This window comes from Fibrobacterota bacterium, from assembly GCA_019509785.1.
Taxonomy (GTDB): domain Bacteria; phylum Fibrobacterota; class Fibrobacteria; order UBA11236; family UBA11236; genus Chersky-265.
In genome coordinates, this window is sequence record JAEKLQ010000040.1 from 1 (window position 1) to 14,898 (window position 14,898).

13 protein-coding genes are annotated in these 14,898 nt (G+C 63.2%); 4 read left to right on the forward strand and 9 right to left on the reverse strand.

Translation table 11 applies throughout. The annotated features are described in order from the left end of the window. Positions 1–111: 111 nt before the first annotated feature. From recJ to JF616_11760, 5 genes are all read right to left on the reverse strand, one after another. Positions 112–1,833: a single-stranded-DNA-specific exonuclease RecJ gene (gene recJ / locus JF616_11740; GenBank protein MBW8888418.1), complete on the reverse strand. Its 1,722-nt coding sequence runs from the start codon at positions 1,831–1,833 to the stop codon at positions 112–114. Then, on the reverse strand, positions 1,827–3,011 hold the full coding sequence (locus tag JF616_11745) for a hypothetical protein (protein ID MBW8888419.1): 1,185 nt from the start codon (positions 3,009–3,011) through the stop codon (positions 1,827–1,829). The genes recJ and JF616_11745 overlap by 7 nt, the downstream gene beginning before the upstream one ends. A 108-nt stretch (positions 3,012–3,119) precedes the next feature. Then, complete coding sequence (locus JF616_11750; protein MBW8888420.1) at positions 3,120–4,349, reverse strand: peptidoglycan DD-metalloendopeptidase family protein; 1,230 nt, start codon at positions 4,347–4,349, stop codon at positions 3,120–3,122. Between the two features lie 27 nt (positions 4,350–4,376). Beyond that, positions 4,377–5,255 (reverse strand): hypothetical protein, encoded by an 879-nt coding sequence (locus tag JF616_11755; protein ID MBW8888421.1) that lies wholly within the window; start codon positions 5,253–5,255, stop codon positions 4,377–4,379. An 878-nt stretch (positions 5,256–6,133) separates the two neighbouring features. Beyond that, a complete protein-coding gene (locus tag JF616_11760) occupies positions 6,134–7,990 on the reverse strand; it encodes a hypothetical protein (protein ID MBW8888422.1) in 1,857 nt (618 codons plus the stop codon). Between the two features lie 79 nt (positions 7,991–8,069). On the opposite strand from JF616_11760, the gene tsaD reads away from it, so the two are divergent. Together tsaD and JF616_11770 are read left to right on the forward strand one after the other, a co-directional pair. Then, positions 8,070–9,071 carry a tRNA (adenosine(37)-N6)-threonylcarbamoyltransferase complex transferase subunit TsaD gene (tsaD, locus tag JF616_11765; protein ID MBW8888423.1) on the forward strand — a complete coding sequence of 334 codons (1,002 nt, stop codon included), beginning with the start codon at positions 8,070–8,072 and terminating at the stop codon, positions 9,069–9,071. Positions 9,072–9,144: 73 nt separating this feature from the next. Next, on the forward strand, positions 9,145–9,504 hold the full coding sequence (locus JF616_11770) for a hypothetical protein (protein ID MBW8888424.1): 360 nt from the start codon (positions 9,145–9,147) through the stop codon (positions 9,502–9,504). Between the two features lie 40 nt (positions 9,505–9,544). Here JF616_11770 and JF616_11775 read toward each other — a convergent pair whose 3' ends face one another. The 4 genes from JF616_11775 to JF616_11790 all read right to left on the reverse strand — a co-directional run bounded on the left by JF616_11775 (position 9,545) and on the right by JF616_11790 (position 13,120). Then, positions 9,545–10,378 (reverse strand): hypothetical protein, encoded by an 834-nt coding sequence (locus JF616_11775; GenBank protein MBW8888425.1) that lies wholly within the window; start codon positions 10,376–10,378, stop codon positions 9,545–9,547. A 92-nt stretch (positions 10,379–10,470) separates the two neighbouring features. Then, positions 10,471–10,986, reverse strand: coding sequence for a TlpA family protein disulfide reductase (locus tag JF616_11780; protein ID MBW8888426.1), 516 nt, complete (start codon positions 10,984–10,986; stop codon positions 10,471–10,473). Positions 10,987–11,006: 20 nt separating this feature from the next. After that, a complete protein-coding gene (locus JF616_11785) occupies positions 11,007–11,654 on the reverse strand; it encodes an alpha/beta hydrolase (GenBank protein ID MBW8888427.1) in 648 nt (215 codons plus the stop codon). A gap of 158 nt (positions 11,655–11,812) precedes the next feature. Continuing rightward, a complete protein-coding gene (locus JF616_11790; protein ID MBW8888428.1) occupies positions 11,813–13,120 on the reverse strand; it encodes a methyltransferase domain-containing protein in 1,308 nt (435 codons plus the stop codon). An 84-nt stretch (positions 13,121–13,204) separates the two neighbouring features. Here JF616_11790 and JF616_11795 point away from each other — a divergent pair, with 84 nt between their 5' ends. Both JF616_11795 and JF616_11800 read left to right on the forward strand, forming a co-directional pair. After that, positions 13,205–14,548 carry a dihydroorotase gene (locus JF616_11795; protein MBW8888429.1) on the forward strand — a complete coding sequence of 448 codons (1,344 nt, stop codon included), beginning with the start codon at positions 13,205–13,207 and terminating at the stop codon, positions 14,546–14,548. Continuing rightward, positions 14,545–14,892: a hypothetical protein gene (locus JF616_11800; GenBank protein ID MBW8888430.1), complete on the forward strand. Its 348-nt coding sequence runs from the start codon at positions 14,545–14,547 to the stop codon at positions 14,890–14,892. Before JF616_11795 ends, JF616_11800 begins: the two co-directional genes overlap by 4 nt. The last annotated feature ends 6 nt before the right edge of the window (positions 14,893–14,898 follow it).

Consider the following 14,898-nt stretch of genomic DNA (forward strand, 5'->3'; position numbering starts at 1 on the left):
TGTGATTGGATCACACTTGAATTGAGTAAGGTGTGATGAATCACATGTGCGCAAGTGTACCGGACGTCACACTCACTTACACAAAGTATACTGGTGAGGAATTACGAGAGATTATTCCAGCGCTATCACCCGCAACTGGATCCGCCGCTGACCACGGAAAGTATTCCACTCCGGATAGAAAGCAATCTTCGCGAGTCGCGGTTTTTCCATCACGTATTCCCGGAGGTACCCCAGGTTGAACGCGATGGCGTCGAAGAAGGCGCCGCCCGATCCCACCGTGAACTTGAGGTGCTTATCGCCCACCACCTTGGGCGCGGAGCGTAGCTCCACGTCTTCGGCGTAGAACATGGGGCTCTCGTTCAAGGGGCCGAAGGGTTCGAAGCGCTGGATCCACAGCATGTTCTCTTCGTTGAGCACGTCCAGGGCTATCTCCACTGCGGGTTGGATGCGCGGCACGAAGTCGTTGCCGGCCAGGTGCTCGGCGGCGGCGGCGTTCATGAGCGCGCGGAAGCCTTCGATGTTACCCTCCGGGATGGTGAGGCCGCAGGCGTGGTAGTGGCCGCCCCATTTCTCGAGCAGATGGGCCGCGCCCGCCAAGGCCTTGTGCAGGTTGAATCCGGTGAGGGTGCGGCCGCTGCCTTTGGCGGTCCCTTTGCCCACGTCGATGGCGAGCACGAAGCAGGGCCGGCGATAGCGCTCCACCAGGCGCGCGGCGACGATGCCGATCACGCCTTCGTGCCATTCCGGGGACGCGACGACCAGGCAGCCGGCCTCGAGGAAGGCAGGGTCGCCGTCGATCATGCGCACGGCCTGTTCGGTGATCAGCTGATCGAGTTTGCGGCGCTTCTGGTTCTCGGCCACCATCAGGTCCAGATAGCCTTCGGCCTCAGCGGGGGAAGCGGAGAGCAGGAGGCGCGCGCTGATTTCGGGGCTGCCCATGCGGCCCATGGCGTTGAGCATGGGCGTGACCTTGAAGAGGATCTCGCCGGAGGAGATGCGGCCGGGCTCCAGGCCGGCCCGGTCCATGAGGCCGCGCAGGCCTGGGTTTTCGGTGGCGGCCAGGCGGCGTAGGCCCGTCTTCACCAGGCGGCGGTTCTCGCCGGTCAGGGGGACGTTGTCGGCCAGGCTGCCCAGGGCCAACAGGTCCAGGAAGCGCTCGGCGGTCTCGCCCTTGAGGGAATTGGCCAGGGCGTTCAGTAACTTGTAGGCTACCCCGACTCCGGAGAGGCCTTTGTTGGGGAACGGGCATCCGGGTTGGTTGGGATTGAGGATGGCGTCGGCCGGGGGCAATTCCCCCGAGGCCTGGTGGTGATCGGTGAGGATGACGCCGATCCCCAGTTCCTTGGCTTTCGCGACCTCGGCGTTGGCGGATATGCCGGTGTCCACGGAAATGATCCAGCGGGCGCCGCGGGCGCGCAGCTTTTCCACGCTGGCGAAGGAGATGCCGTAGCCCTCTTGGAAACGGTTGGGCAGGAACCAGTCCGCGTTGAAGCCCAGCCATTTGAGGCCCTGGTAGAGCAGGGCCGTGGCGGTTACCCCGTCCACGTCGTAATCGCCGTGGACGCAAACCAATTCGCCGGCGGCATGGGCCGCGCGCAAGAGTTCCACCGCGCGCGGGAGGCCCAGCATGCAAGGGTCCTCGGCCAGGGTCTGCGCTCCCAGGGCGGCCAGGAAGAATTCGCGCGCTTGTTCCTTCTCTTCGATGCCGCGTTGCAAGAGCAGATCGGCGACGAAGGCGGGGCCGTTGATTTCCCGGGATAGCCTTTCGCGCAACGGATGGACGGCCGTCTCGGGTTTCAGGATGACGGCGGGAACGACGGGCTTCTTCAGCATACGGGGGCCAGCTTTTGCAGGTACTCCAAGTACAGCCCGAAAGCGGCGTTCTTGGGTTTGGCGTAATCTCGGACGGCCGCCAGCAACTCTTCCAGCCAGGCCGCGAGGGGCCGGAGATCGGCGGCCGCTTCCAGCGGAAGGAGGACTTCGGCCAGGGAAGCGTCGAACCCTTGGGCGGAAAGCGCGGCGCGGGTCCAAGCGCCCGGAGCGGCGGCCCCGGGACCATCGGGCGGGGAACCGGCGATGCGCAAGCGCAAGGCGAGGCGGATGACGCGAAGGAGAAAGGCCAGCTGCCGCGCGGCGGAGGCCAGATCTTCGAAGGCGGGGGAGGCTTCCAGATAATCGGCGAAGGCCAGGCCGTTCCCGGAGGCGGTAGAGGGATCGAGGGCGACCGCGAAGAAGCGGGCGGCTTCGGCGATCAGGTCTTCGCCGCCGTTGCGATGGAGGGCCAGCAAGGTCCCCGGCGAGCCTTCGGCGAAGGGAAGCAAGCGCTCGGGCACGGTGGGCATGTCCCAAGCCGTGGCGCGGTCGGCCGCGGCGGCGCGCAAGGCGGCCGGGCCCATGGGGAAGAGCGGAAGCTGGGTGCAGCGCGAAACGATGGTAGGGAGGAGCGCGCCGCGGTCTTCGCAGGCGATCAGGAAATAGGTGTCCGACGGGGGCTCTTCCAGGGTCTTAAGCAGGGCGTTGGCGACCGGGGCCTCCATGCTTTCGGCCTTGATCATGATGGCCACCTTTGATCTGCCGCCCGTCAAGGAGTAGGAGATTTTGCCCTGCAGGTCGCCGATCTGGGCGATGCGGATGATGGCCTTCTCCGCCGGGGCGAATCCGTACGGGTCCGCGGACAAGGAGGCGATCCCTTCCGTCAATTCGTCCACCTGGGACTGGGTCAGGGAACGCGAATCGCCGGCGTCCGATTTCTCCACCAGAGGGAGGACGAAGTGCAGGTTGTCCAGGTTGCCGCGGCGGCGTCCCAGGCAGCCGGGACAAGCCCCGCAGGGCCGCCGGGCCGCGTCTTCGCAGACCAGCAGATCGGCGATGTCGAGGGCCAAGGCGTTCTGGCCCGCCCCTTGGGGCCCATGGATAAGCAGGCCGTGGGGGAATTTGCCCGAGGACAAGGCCCGGGACAGGAAAGCCCGGGCATCATCGAGTCCTAAGGTGCGGCTAAAGGCGATCTCCATGGGGAAAAGTCAAAATAGCAAACGGTCCGGGCCCGGCCGTCCCGTCCCCGTGCTCGTGGTCCCGAAACCGTAGGGATTCCCGTCACCGGCTTTCACGCGGATCAGGCACTACTTGCCTCCCGATCGCAGCCATTCGGCCGGATCAAGGGTCTTGGTGCCTTTGCGCACCTCGAAGTAGACCCGGCCGGCTTCGGTGCTGACCGCGCCCAGTTCCTGGCAGGTCTTGATCTTGTCGCCCTGCCGCACGCGGATGCCCGCGAGATTGGCGTAGATGGTGTAGACGTCCGAGCCGTTATCGAGGATCACTCCCATCCCGTAGCCGGGGATGCGGCTGATGAGGGCGACCTCGCCGCTTACGGCCGCGTGTACGCTGGCGCCGGGGGCGCCCTTGATTTCGATACCCAGATTCTTGGTGGTGGTCTTGAGGGTGGCGTGGTATTGCAGGCCGTATTTCGAGACGACCTCGCCTTGCACGGGCAGGCAGTACTTGGTCCCCGTCTCCAACGTCGTCACGGCCTTTTTGCCGCGGGCCTGTTCTTCCTTGCGGCGCTTCTCCAGGGTGACGATGATCTCGTTGATGAGGCGCGCGTTCTCTTCCATCTCGGCCAGGGCCTGTTGCTTGGACTTCTCGTCCGATTGCAGGGCGACCAGGCGCTTCTCCTGTTCGCGCCGGGCGCGGGAGAAGGTTTCCCTTTCCTCCGCCTTGCGCGAACGGAAGCGCGATAGCTCGGCCATGCGGGCATCCAACTTGCCGGCGGCGCGGCGTTTGAGCTCCGCGTCCTCGCGGGAGGCTTCCACCAGTTCCCGGTCGTAGCGGAGCACGCGCTTCATGAAGAAGACCTTACGCATGAAATCGCCGCTTCCGGTCTCCCATCCCCGCATGACGAACCGATCCGGCCCGCCTTCCATGTAAAGCGCCCGGACGCGTTTGGCCATGACCTGGTTCCGCTCGCGGATGCGGGCTTCTATCCCCGCCAAATCCTCCCGCACGGCCGACAGCGACTTGCCCAGGGTCCCTTCCGTGGAATCGAGCCGCAGTAGGTATTCCTCGGTGTGGCGGATGTTTCCTTCCAGCTTTTCCAGGGTACCCAGAGTGGAGACCTTTCGCTCGCGCAAATCGGCCAACTCCCGCTGTTCGCTCTTCAAGCGGTCGCGTAAATCGTCGAGCTCTTGCTTTTGCCGCGCGATTTCGCGATCGTAGTCGCGCTTCTCCAGGCCGGCGGCCGGCCGCAGGCAGAGCGCCAGCAGCGCGAGCCCGATCGCCGGCCGAAGCGTAAAGCTTGCGCGTCGCGAGGGCTGCGCCGCCGGCGTATCGGACTTAACGACTGCTGGTTCCATCCGCATCGTACGCCTGGCCATTTAACCTCAGGCCGCGTGCCCGCGCAGGAAATCCCGTACGGTGCGCGCGCTCGCGACGGCGGCGATGGCGGCGGTGGCGGCCATCAGTGCCAGCGAGCAGGCCGCGAAGGGAACCCGCGCGGCCAGGCCCTCGGAAACGATGCGCGCGAGACCCGTCAGGAAGGCCAAGGCGGCGACGCCGATAAGGCTGCCGAGCAGCCCGAGCAGAACGCCTTCGAGCAAGAAAGGGGCGAGTATGAAGAATTGGCCCGCGCCGCAATATTTCATGTTTTCCACCAGGATGCGGCGGGAGTAGAGGTTGAGCTTTATGGAATTGTGGATGATGAGGGAGAGCGCGCCCGCCACCAGCAGCATCAAGAGGCTCGCGCCCCATTCCACCGGGGCCCGCCATTTGTCCAGCCACGCCAGGTAGAGGGAGTTGGCTTCGGCTTCTTCCACCTCCTCGAACTGCCGCGCGCGGTCGAGAAGCAGATGGTTCTGCGCCGACGACCGGAAGCCTTCGGAAGGATAAAGCAGGAAGGAATGGGGGAGGGGATTCCAATCCAGGGATCGGATCATCTCGTCACCGAAATCACGTTTGAACTCGGCCAGGGCGTCGTCCTTGCTCACGAAGACCACCGAATCCAGGCCTTGCAGCCGCCGCAGCTTGGACTCCAGCCGATCGAGGGAGGCTTGGTCCTCGTATTTGGCCCCGGGGAAGACGCGCACCACGCTGTCCTTGGCCCCCCCGCGCCCCAGGGACCAGACCATGGCGAAGGCGAGCAGGAGCCCGGCGAATACCGAAGTGCAAATGCCGATGGTTATGACGGAGGTGATGGAGAGGAACTTGTCGGAGCGGAACCCGCGGAAGGCTTCTAGGAGCAGGTAGCCGATCTGGTTCTTCATGTGGCTATCCGTAAGGTAGCAAAGCGATTGTGGGAAGATTGGGGGCGGTCTATGCGCGCGGGGGCGGGTCTTCGGTCCGGTTCGGATGCTCGCTTTCGGCGCGATGGGTCTTTACACGGCGCGGGAAGGGTCGCGCCCGCAAATCGCCCCTGGGATCGTTGCTACGTGTATGCGGGCTTTCCGGACGCGGCATCGAATCCCTTCCCGCGCCTTGAAGCTCGCAACTCACCGGACCGAAGCCCCGCCCCCGCCCGCGGGCCGCCCCCTTCGTCCCGCGCTTGGCGGCCTTCCGGTTTTGGCGGGCTATGCTGGTCTTATGGCTGTGTCGCTTGTATGCCGCTCTTGCTCGCGGGGCTCCTTTGGACGGGGTCCTCAATAGCCGCGCTCGGAGGGTTCGGGGAGGTCGTTTCTTCGTCGAAGACCCTGCGGTCGCTGGGACGCTGTCGGGGTTCCGATCGGGCCTGTCCGTGCGCGCGCAATTCTACGGACCCCGCTCCCGAACCGCTTTACCTCCGCCCCCGCAAGACCGAACGCTACGACGGCCCCTCGCCCCCGCAAAAACCCATCGCATACACACCTTGCCTCCGCCGCGGCCCCCTTCCACCGCAAATCGCATAGGCGGTGGGCCTCCCCGGCCGCGGTAGGCGGTGCGGGTCCGGGGCGCGGTTCCGCCGCATCAAGGCGGAGGTAGATTCGGGAAGGAGAGCGGACCGCAGCGCTCAGAAAGCCCGCGTGCGCGAAACATCGATCGCGAAGGGAGATACGCGGGCGTCCTCCTTCCCGAATCGTACGGCGACCTATCTCTTCGTGAAGCCTTGCCCGCGGCGGAACCGCGCCCCGGACCCGCCCCGCGGAACAGGGGCAGGAAGCCAGCCGGCCTATCCCGCCTGCGTCTGCGCCGGCGCGACGGAAGCGCTCGGCTGGGCCTGCGGGTTGATCTCGCGGAACAAGAAGCTCGGGCGGTGGTACACGTAATAGCCCGGGAAATCCCGATGCGATCCGTGGGCCTGGAAGCGGATCTTCGCTAGGGAAACCTCTTGCAGGATTTTCACGGCCGGGAGATCCAACCGGAAAGCGGCCTCCCATTCCGCCGGATTCGCGGGACGGCCGCCCGATTCCCGCGAGCCGTCGTGATCGAATTCCAATCGGTAATCCGCCAAACCGAGGCAGGGATCATCCGCCGCCTCGGCGCTACCCGCCAGGCGTACCGTCCAGAGGGAAGCGTTGAAGTCCCGCAGGCGCGTCTTCATCAGGGCCAGCCCGCGGAAAACGCCTCCCTTATCCGTTCCCGTGAACTCGTCCAGGTTGTCGATCAGGATCACCAGCGGGGCTTGCGCGGTGCCGCGTTTACGTTGCTTGGGCAGGAAATCATGCTCGATATACTTGAGCAATTGGTCCAGGCCGTCGTCCCGGTTACAGGGGATCAATTGCGGGGGGTTCGGGAACAAGGCGTCATAGGCTTTGGCCAGCGATCCCGCCGCCGGCACGCCGCCCGATGGTTTACCCGCCAGCGGGTTGCCGCGGTAATGGCGCGACAAGGAAGCCAGGGCCAGTTCCCCCAGCGACCGCCGCTTGGAGAATACCAGAACCTGGCCGGTGCCTTCCTTTACGAAACCTTCCGCGCTTTGCAGCAGGAATTGGAAAGCCGGCTCGCCCGCGAAGGGATCGCAACGCAGCATCAGCAACTCCCCGCATCCCGCGCCCTGATGGATCTTGTTGAAGGTGGAGGAATACAAAGGCCAGCGCCATTTGCCCCGCAGGTAATCCTGGAACCAGTTTTCCAAGGCGCGCAAATCCTCGCGCGGAGCATGCCCGGAGTGTTCCTGGTTGTCCTCCGCTTGCGCGGTTTCCCGTTCCATCACCGCGCTCGCCGCGCTCTCGTATTGCGGTTCGCCCGTCTCGCTCCAGCTCTGCGATAGGCCCTGGATGTTGGAGGGCGGCGCGTAATTTTCGCCGAGCGGCCTCTCCTTGGGGCGCTTGGCTTCGAAGACCTCTTCGAATAAGGCCCCGATGGTCGCCTCCTCGCCCGGTTCCAACTCGCCCGAAGACGTCACCACCATGCTGTCAGGCGCGTCCGGCACGAAAATGCCCGGCAGGCCCGGCACTGGATCGAAAATCTTCCCCGTCACCGACGAGGTCAGGGCGAATCGCTTATGATCCTGCGTCGTCATCTTCTTTTCCAAGGCTTCCAAGAGCTTCTTGGTGGCTAATGCCAAGCCCGGTTTCGACAACGGCCTCCGGTGCAATGCCGCCGGCGCCCACAAGCGCACCGCCACCCCCGTCAGGAAATAATCCAGGCTATACCGTTTCGCGCCGATGCGCCCTAGGATCGATTCGATCTCATGCACGAAGTTGACCGCCTCGGAGGGATGCGTGCCGGGCGCCGTCATCTCCTGGATTAGTTCGGGTTTGAACAATAGGCAGAAACTCAAGGAATGCGCCCGCGCTTGATCCTGCCCGGAGAATTCCGCCAGGCTCCGGTCGAACTGGTTATAGGCCGCGCGCGTCGGGATCTGCGCTTGGTTGTACGCGAAATTGCTCAAGCAGAAATTGCACCGTCCCACTAACCCGCGACAGGCTTCCAAGAGAAAGTCGGGATCATTGAAGAAGCCGCGGCCCTCGATCTTGTTGGCCTTCGCGTTGACGAGCAGGATTTCCAGGTACGCCTTGCCTCCTTCGGAAAGGGGAACGAAGGTCTTGAGCAGATCGGGTTTGCTGAATAAGGATGAGTGCATGGGTATACCATTCTCCCGCCATCCGCGCGTTTTGGGTAGGGGTAGGCTGCGATCAGGCGATTTGGCTATCTTGGGAGCCGTGGTAACCCTCGGAATCGAAACCTCTTGCGACGAAACCGCCTGCGGCATCGTCGACGACGGCATGCGCGTATTGGCCAACGCCATCCACAGCCAGATCGATCTGCACGCGGTATACGGGGGCGTGGTTCCCGAAATCGCCGCCCGCGCCCATCTTGAAAAGATCGACCCCATCGTCCGCGCCGCCCTGGAGGCCGCGTCCCTCGATCTTTCCCAAGTCGATCAAATCGCCTTCACCCGCGGTCCCGGCTTGCTGGGACCGCTCCTGGTCGGCGCCTCTTTCGCCCGCGCCCTCGCGCGTTCCCTGGGCAAGCCCGTCGCCGGCGTCAATCATCTCGAAGGCCATCTCGCCTCCGCCTTCCTGGAGGCGCCTGATCTCGCGCCGCCCCTGCTCTGCCTGGTCGTCTCCGGCGGCCATACCGAATTCATCAAGGTGGATGCCGGGCTCCGCTACACCGTCCTCGGCAAAACCCGCGACGATGCCGCCGGCGAGGCCTTCGACAAGTGCGGCAAAATCCTGGGGCTGGGCTATCCCGCCGGCCCGCTGGTCGCCAAGCTGGCCGCCGGCGGCCGTCGCGACTTCCTGGCCCTACCGCGCGCCCTGGATCGGCAGGACAACTTCGAGTTCTCCTTCAGCGGCCTCAAGACCGCCGTCCTCCGGTACGTCCAATCCGCCGATCCGGACGCCATCCGAAACCAATTGCCCCATATTTGCGCCTCCCTGGAATCGGCCATCGTCGAGGTGCTGGTGAAGAAAGCGGGGCAGGCGCTGGACTGGGCAGGGTGCGATTCCCTGGCCGTGGTGGGCGGCGTTTCCGCCAATGCCCATTTGCGCGAACGCATGGCGGAAGCGGGCCGCAAACGCGGATTCCGCGTCGTTTTCCCTTCTCCCTGGCTCTGCGGGGACAACGGCGCCATGATTGCCGCCATCGCGCAATGGCGCGCCAACCATGGGATCCAGGTGACCGAAACGGCCGTAAACCCTTCCCTGACTTGGGCCTGATGGCTCTTGGGCGATTGACAATGAGCCCCCTCCAACCTATAGTATCTGTATCGCCCACCCGCCCGGAGGCCCTATGTCAGCCCTGAAGTTGTTTACCGTCGCCGCCGCTTTGGCCCTGGCCGTCGCCGCCCGGGCGGATGAGAACGACGTGCGCGCCGCCGCCGACAAGGTGAAGGACGCCAAACTCAAAGCGCACTTGATGGAGAACATCGACATCTTCGGGAAGTCCGATCTGCCGGCCATCTACATCTTCGCGCCCGGCTCGGACGGTTCCGAAGATCTGAAGGGCTCCATCCTCACGCGCGATTTCTCGCGCGATCCTTTCTTCATGCAAAACGTCGACCGGGAAGAGTTCGAATTGAAAGTGACCCTGCGGGAGATTTCCCCGGACGATGACGAGAAGAAAAAGGAAGAACAACAAGCGAAGCGTTAAGCGCCCCGCAACCGCGCATCGACCCGTTACTATAGACGCTTCACCGGATTTTCTTCCCGTCCTTATCCCACTCTTCGTTTTTGAGTTCCTCGCCTAGGCGATATTCGATCTTCTGGTTCAGCTTCCCGTCCTCGAACCAGCTTCGATAGGTGCTGTCCAGCTTGGTACCCGCATAAAAGCTCTCAGTCATGGTTTTCCCGTTCTCGAAAAAATGCCGATGGACCACCCTGCTTCCCACCGGCTTCTGTTCGACGGAAACCTTCCCGGACTCGAACCATTCATTCATCAGCGATGTTTTGCAACCCGCCCCGAGTTCGGTCTTGCATTCGGTACGGCTTTTGAGATTGCCGTTCTTGTAATAGCTCAGCTGGATGATGGAGTCGGCCTTCTCGACGTGGCGGAGAAGTAATTTCCCGGTCTCGTGGGAGTAGTCGTCGCGGACGGCGGTATCGTATAAGTAGGGCTTGCCCTGGCTATAGATCATGTAAAATCCGTTCAGGGTACCGATATAGGTTTCCGAGAAGTTGATGCAGACTTGGCCCCCGAAATCGTCCACATGGAAGACCCGATCCAGGGAATCCAGGAAAACGATGCTGTCCAGGTTCGCGTACTTGTAGATGTACCGGGTCGAGCGCGTCCCTTTGCCGTGCCCATGGAATTCCGTGAACACGGATCGGGAAGTGTCCGGCGCGATTTCCCACTTCGAAGCGAAATTCCCGAGCGAATCGTATTTGAATTTCGTGCCGATCAATTCGTATCCGGCCTCCGGAATGCCTTTGCAACCGCCCCTGAAATCGGAAGAATAAATCTGCCGGCCCGCGAGGTCGAACGCCGTGACGGCTAAATGATCGCCCTTGCTTTCGAATGTCGCCATCCTCTTTCCGTTGATAAGCAAGGGAACGGTCCTAGGGCCCACCGCGCATCCGGCGAGGAGGATCGTTGCGGCGAGAAACCGGGCGCTTCTTGTCAGTCCTTGCAGCAAGGCTTCAATCCTTCCTTCACCTGTTCGGCCAAGGTATCGCCGACCGAATTATAGCGGGCGACGTCGCCGCTATCGTTGATCACGAAAAACACCGGGACGGATCCGGTGCCGTACTTCAAGGCGAAATTCCGATCCGCATCCTTGAAGCAGGCGCCGGTCAGCTTCTCCTCCCGGATGAAACTGGTGAACTGGTCATCCGTATTGAATTTGATGCAGATGTTTATGCGCTCGTAGCCGAGGGAATCCAGGATTTTCCTGGCCTTTTCGATCTTCGGCATGGCGGCGTGGCAGTGGGGGCATACGGAAGACAGGTAGTAGATGGAGATGTTCTTGCCGCGGAAATCCGCGAGCCGTTTGGTATTCCCGTTGAAAGGCGTGAGCGCCAAACCGTAGTCGAAGTTCTTCATTTGCGTAACGGGTTCGGTCGGGCCCTTCAGGCGGGGAGCCGTCGCGCAACCGGAAAACAAAACGGCGATCATCATGGCTACGAGGATTTTCACAGGCAGGTTCCCTTCGGATGTCACGGTAGTCGGCGGTATACGAGCCTGCAAAAGATAAACCCCGCGGAGGAATTTGCTGTCGTGGCATCCGGCTTGGGGATTTTGCGGATGATTTGGTCGATGGCATCGTTCAAGGCCAAGGGATTCTCGATCATCGGAAAGTGGGACGTCCCCGGGATGCGGGTGAGTTCGTAGCCGTTGCGCGCTTGCCGGGCAAGCGCCTCCTCGTTGGTAGGCAGGTATTCCACGTTGATGAGATGCAACATGGGTCCCAGGCGGGGCAGCAGTTCCCGCTCAAGGCGATCCATCTCGAAAACTTCGGGCATGATCGCCATGCCCATGGGCCTATAGGCGTTCCGATAATCCTCGACCACGCGCGCGGCCAATTCCGGCGGCGTTCGCGGAGTCAGCAGGGCCATGCGCGCGTACCCTTCGTTGGTCCCGGCGAAATCGGTTTTGAGATTTTCCAGGATGGTTCGGACCTGCTCCCGGTATTGTTCCGGTAAAGGGTTCCCGGCGTTTTTGAATATGTCGATGCCTATGAATCCGATCACGGATTCCGGATGCAGGGTGGCGGCGATGAGATTGATATGGGCGCCCAGCGAATGCCCGATCAGGATGATAGTCCACCTGCTGCTTCCAATAATCCTGATCGATGTAGGATCCATGGACGAAAAGCAAGGTCGGATCCCCTTCGCCCGCCACCCTGTAATCGATTTCCGCATTTTCCCTGTTTATCCGATTCATGGCGCTCTCCTTCGCTGAGGGCCCTCCACCCCTCTCAGGAAAAACCATTCTCCAGCTTGGCTTGTCGCGGGAATTTTAGCTACGGCTTGCGCGCGTAAACCCGCATCTGATCGCCCCATCCCGGCGCGGTCAGGATGCCCGAAATCGTCTCCGCCACCTTGGTCTTGAACTTCGACCACTTCGACTCGCGGGAGACGCCGATCAGTTTCTCCTTGCGCGACTTGGCCCTGGCTTCCCGCTCGCGCAAGCTTTCCAGCCATTGGGAGCGGGCGTCCTGGCCGCGGTCCACCCGGTTGCGGGGCAGGAACCAATCGCGCAGAGGGGCCAATCCCGAAGTGCGGATTTTCACTTCGGTAAAGCCGGCCTTTTCCAATAAGGCCTTGAGCTGGGGAGGGGTGAAGTAGCAGAGTTGGCGCGCCGGTTCGAAGCCGTACCAACGCTTGCGGGCGATGCGACGCACCAGGCTGTCGTAGTTGGCGGTGGAGAGGGCCACCAGGCCGCCGGGATTCAGGTGGGCATGGACCCAGCGCAGGAACTCGAGGGGGTGGGGTTCGCGTTGGATCACGTCCCAGGCGCAGGCGATATCGTAGCGGCCCTCCCAGGGATCGCGGAAGATATCGGTGGCCGAGACTTGCAGGTCGAAGCGTTCGCGGGCGAAGGCGGCCCGTTCCTTGGACCACTCCAGCCCTTCCACCGCGGCGTAGTGCGGGCGGCAGAGTTGCAGGAAGTGCCCCCAGCGGCAACCGATCTCCAGCAGCGAGGCCGAGCGTTGGCCCATGCCGCGCAAGGGGGGCATCTCCCGGTGCATGCGTTCCATGCGCTCGGCGGCCCGGTGGCGCAATTGCAGATTGCGTTCCGAGGAGATGGGAGTGGGTTCGCGCCGCATGATCTCTTCGCGGAGCGAGGTGGCCAGGCGGGGCGAGACGTAGCGCAAGCCGCAATGCTTGCACTGGCGCAAGAGGGTAGGGCCGAGCCGGCCATGAATGCGGGCCGGCAGGTTGCCGCAAGCGGGGCAAGGGGTCTTTTCCAGGAATTCGTGGCTGCCTTCGTCGCGGATCAGCCGGCTCCAGAAATCGTCCAGGGGGCGCGGTGCCTGATCTCGATCGCGCCGGCCGTTCTCGCGCGGGCCCCGGTCCGATCGGTTGCCGTCGCGTGGACCGCGATGCCGATCCCCGCCCTGACGGCCGCGGCCCAGATCGCGCCAACGCCCGCGGCCCCTATCGGGCTTTCCGTCCCGGCCTTGCGCGCGCGGTTCTTGGCTATGCGAGCGCCCGTCTTGGCTTTGGGGACGGTCGTCCCGGCCCTGGGAGCGGCCCTCCCGGCCGCTGCTATCGCCGCCCCGGGGATCCGATGAGGGACCGTCCCTCCGTTGGCGTCGTTTGCGCACCTTGAAATAATAACTTCGATCCGACCCGAGGATAAAGGATTCCCTCGCATTTGCTTCGCGGCGAGCAATTGCTACCGTTGTCCGATGGACGCTCCCCTGCTGATCAAGAACGCCCTCGCCGTGCTGCCGGGCGGAATGGCGCCGGCCGATGTGCTTGTCGTGAATGGCGTTATCAAACAAGTGGGGGCATCGCTTTCCGCGCCGGGCGCCGAAGTGATCGATGCGACGGGGTTGACCCTCATTCCGGGGGCCATCGACCCCCAGGTGCATTTCCGCGATCCGGGAATGGAGTGGAAGGAAGATCTGGCCTCCGGTTCCCGCGCCGCCGCCGCGGGCGGGGTCACCGGTTTCCTGGAGATGCCGAATACCCAGCCGCCCACGACCACCACCGCCCTCATGGCGGCGAAAAAGGAGATCGCGGCCCGCAAGAGCCTGGTCAATTACAACTTCTTCATCGGGGCCACGCCCGCAGCCCTTCCCGATCTCGACACCACCCCCAACGTGTGCGGGATCAAGATCTTCATGGGCGCCTCCACGGGAACGCTTCTGGTCGATAAGATGGAGGATTTGGATCGCATCTTCGCGCGCGGGCGCCGGCTCATCGCCGTACATGCCGAGGACGAAGCGCTCATCCGCGAGAACAAGGCCCGCTACGGAGCCGCGACCAAGCCCGAGGATCATGGCCTCATCCGTAGCCCGGAGGTGGCGCTGCGGGCCACGCAGAATGCAGTGGGGCTTTGCCGTAAATACAACCGCCGCCTGCATATCCTGCATCTGACCACGCAGGAGGAGGCGGAGTTCCTGGCGAAGGAGAAGGCGGGCCTGCCGCTTTCGTCGGAGGTCTGCCCGCAGCATTTCCTGCTGCCCGCGCCCGATTGCTACCGGACCCTGGGCACCTACGCGCAGATGAATCCCCCCTTGCGCGAACGGCGTCATGGCGAAGCCCTGTGGCACGCCCTCAAAACCGGCGTCATCGATTGCATCGCGACCGATCACGCCCCGCATACCCGCGAAGAGAAGGATAAGGGCTTCCCCCACGCGCCTTCGGGCATGCCCGGCGTGGAGACTTCGCTGCCGCTGATGCTGAACCGGGTGAACCAAGGTTTGTGCACCTTGACCGAGGTCGTGGCCTGGATGTGCGCGAATCCCGCGCGGCTCTACGGCCTCAAGGGCAAGGGCCGCATCGAGGCCGGCTACGATGCCGATCTGGTGCTGATCGATATGGCGCGCGAGAAGATGATCGAGAACGGCAAGCTCCAGACCAAGGTCAACTGGAGCCCGTACGATGGCTGGAAGGTGAAGGGATGGCCCGTCATCACCATCGTGAACGGCCACGTGGTTTTCCGCGAGGGGCAGTTCTACGAGGATCGCATGGGCCGGGAGATGCTGATCGACGCGCCTTGGGAGCACGGCCGGGCATTCCCTTGATACCGCATACCCTGACCGCGTTGCGGTGGCTGGACGGCAACCCTTTCGCATCCTTGGCGGTGCCCCCCGTCTTGCTGATAATCCAGTTCCTGGATCTGCTGCTCTTGTTCCGGGTGGGATTGCCGCAATCCATGGCGGATACCCACGGGAAAGCGGCCTTATGCATCTTGTTCCTGTTCGCGCTTTCGCTGATCAGCATTCCCGCCCTGATGCTCGCGGTGCGCCAGGTTTTCCTGCTACCCAACAAGGTCGCGCCTTCCCTGGCCATCCTCGCGAACGGCTGTTATTTCGTCGGCTTCGTCTTTTTCTTCGTCCTCTGCTTCGTCGTCCGCACCTTCACCTGAACCTTG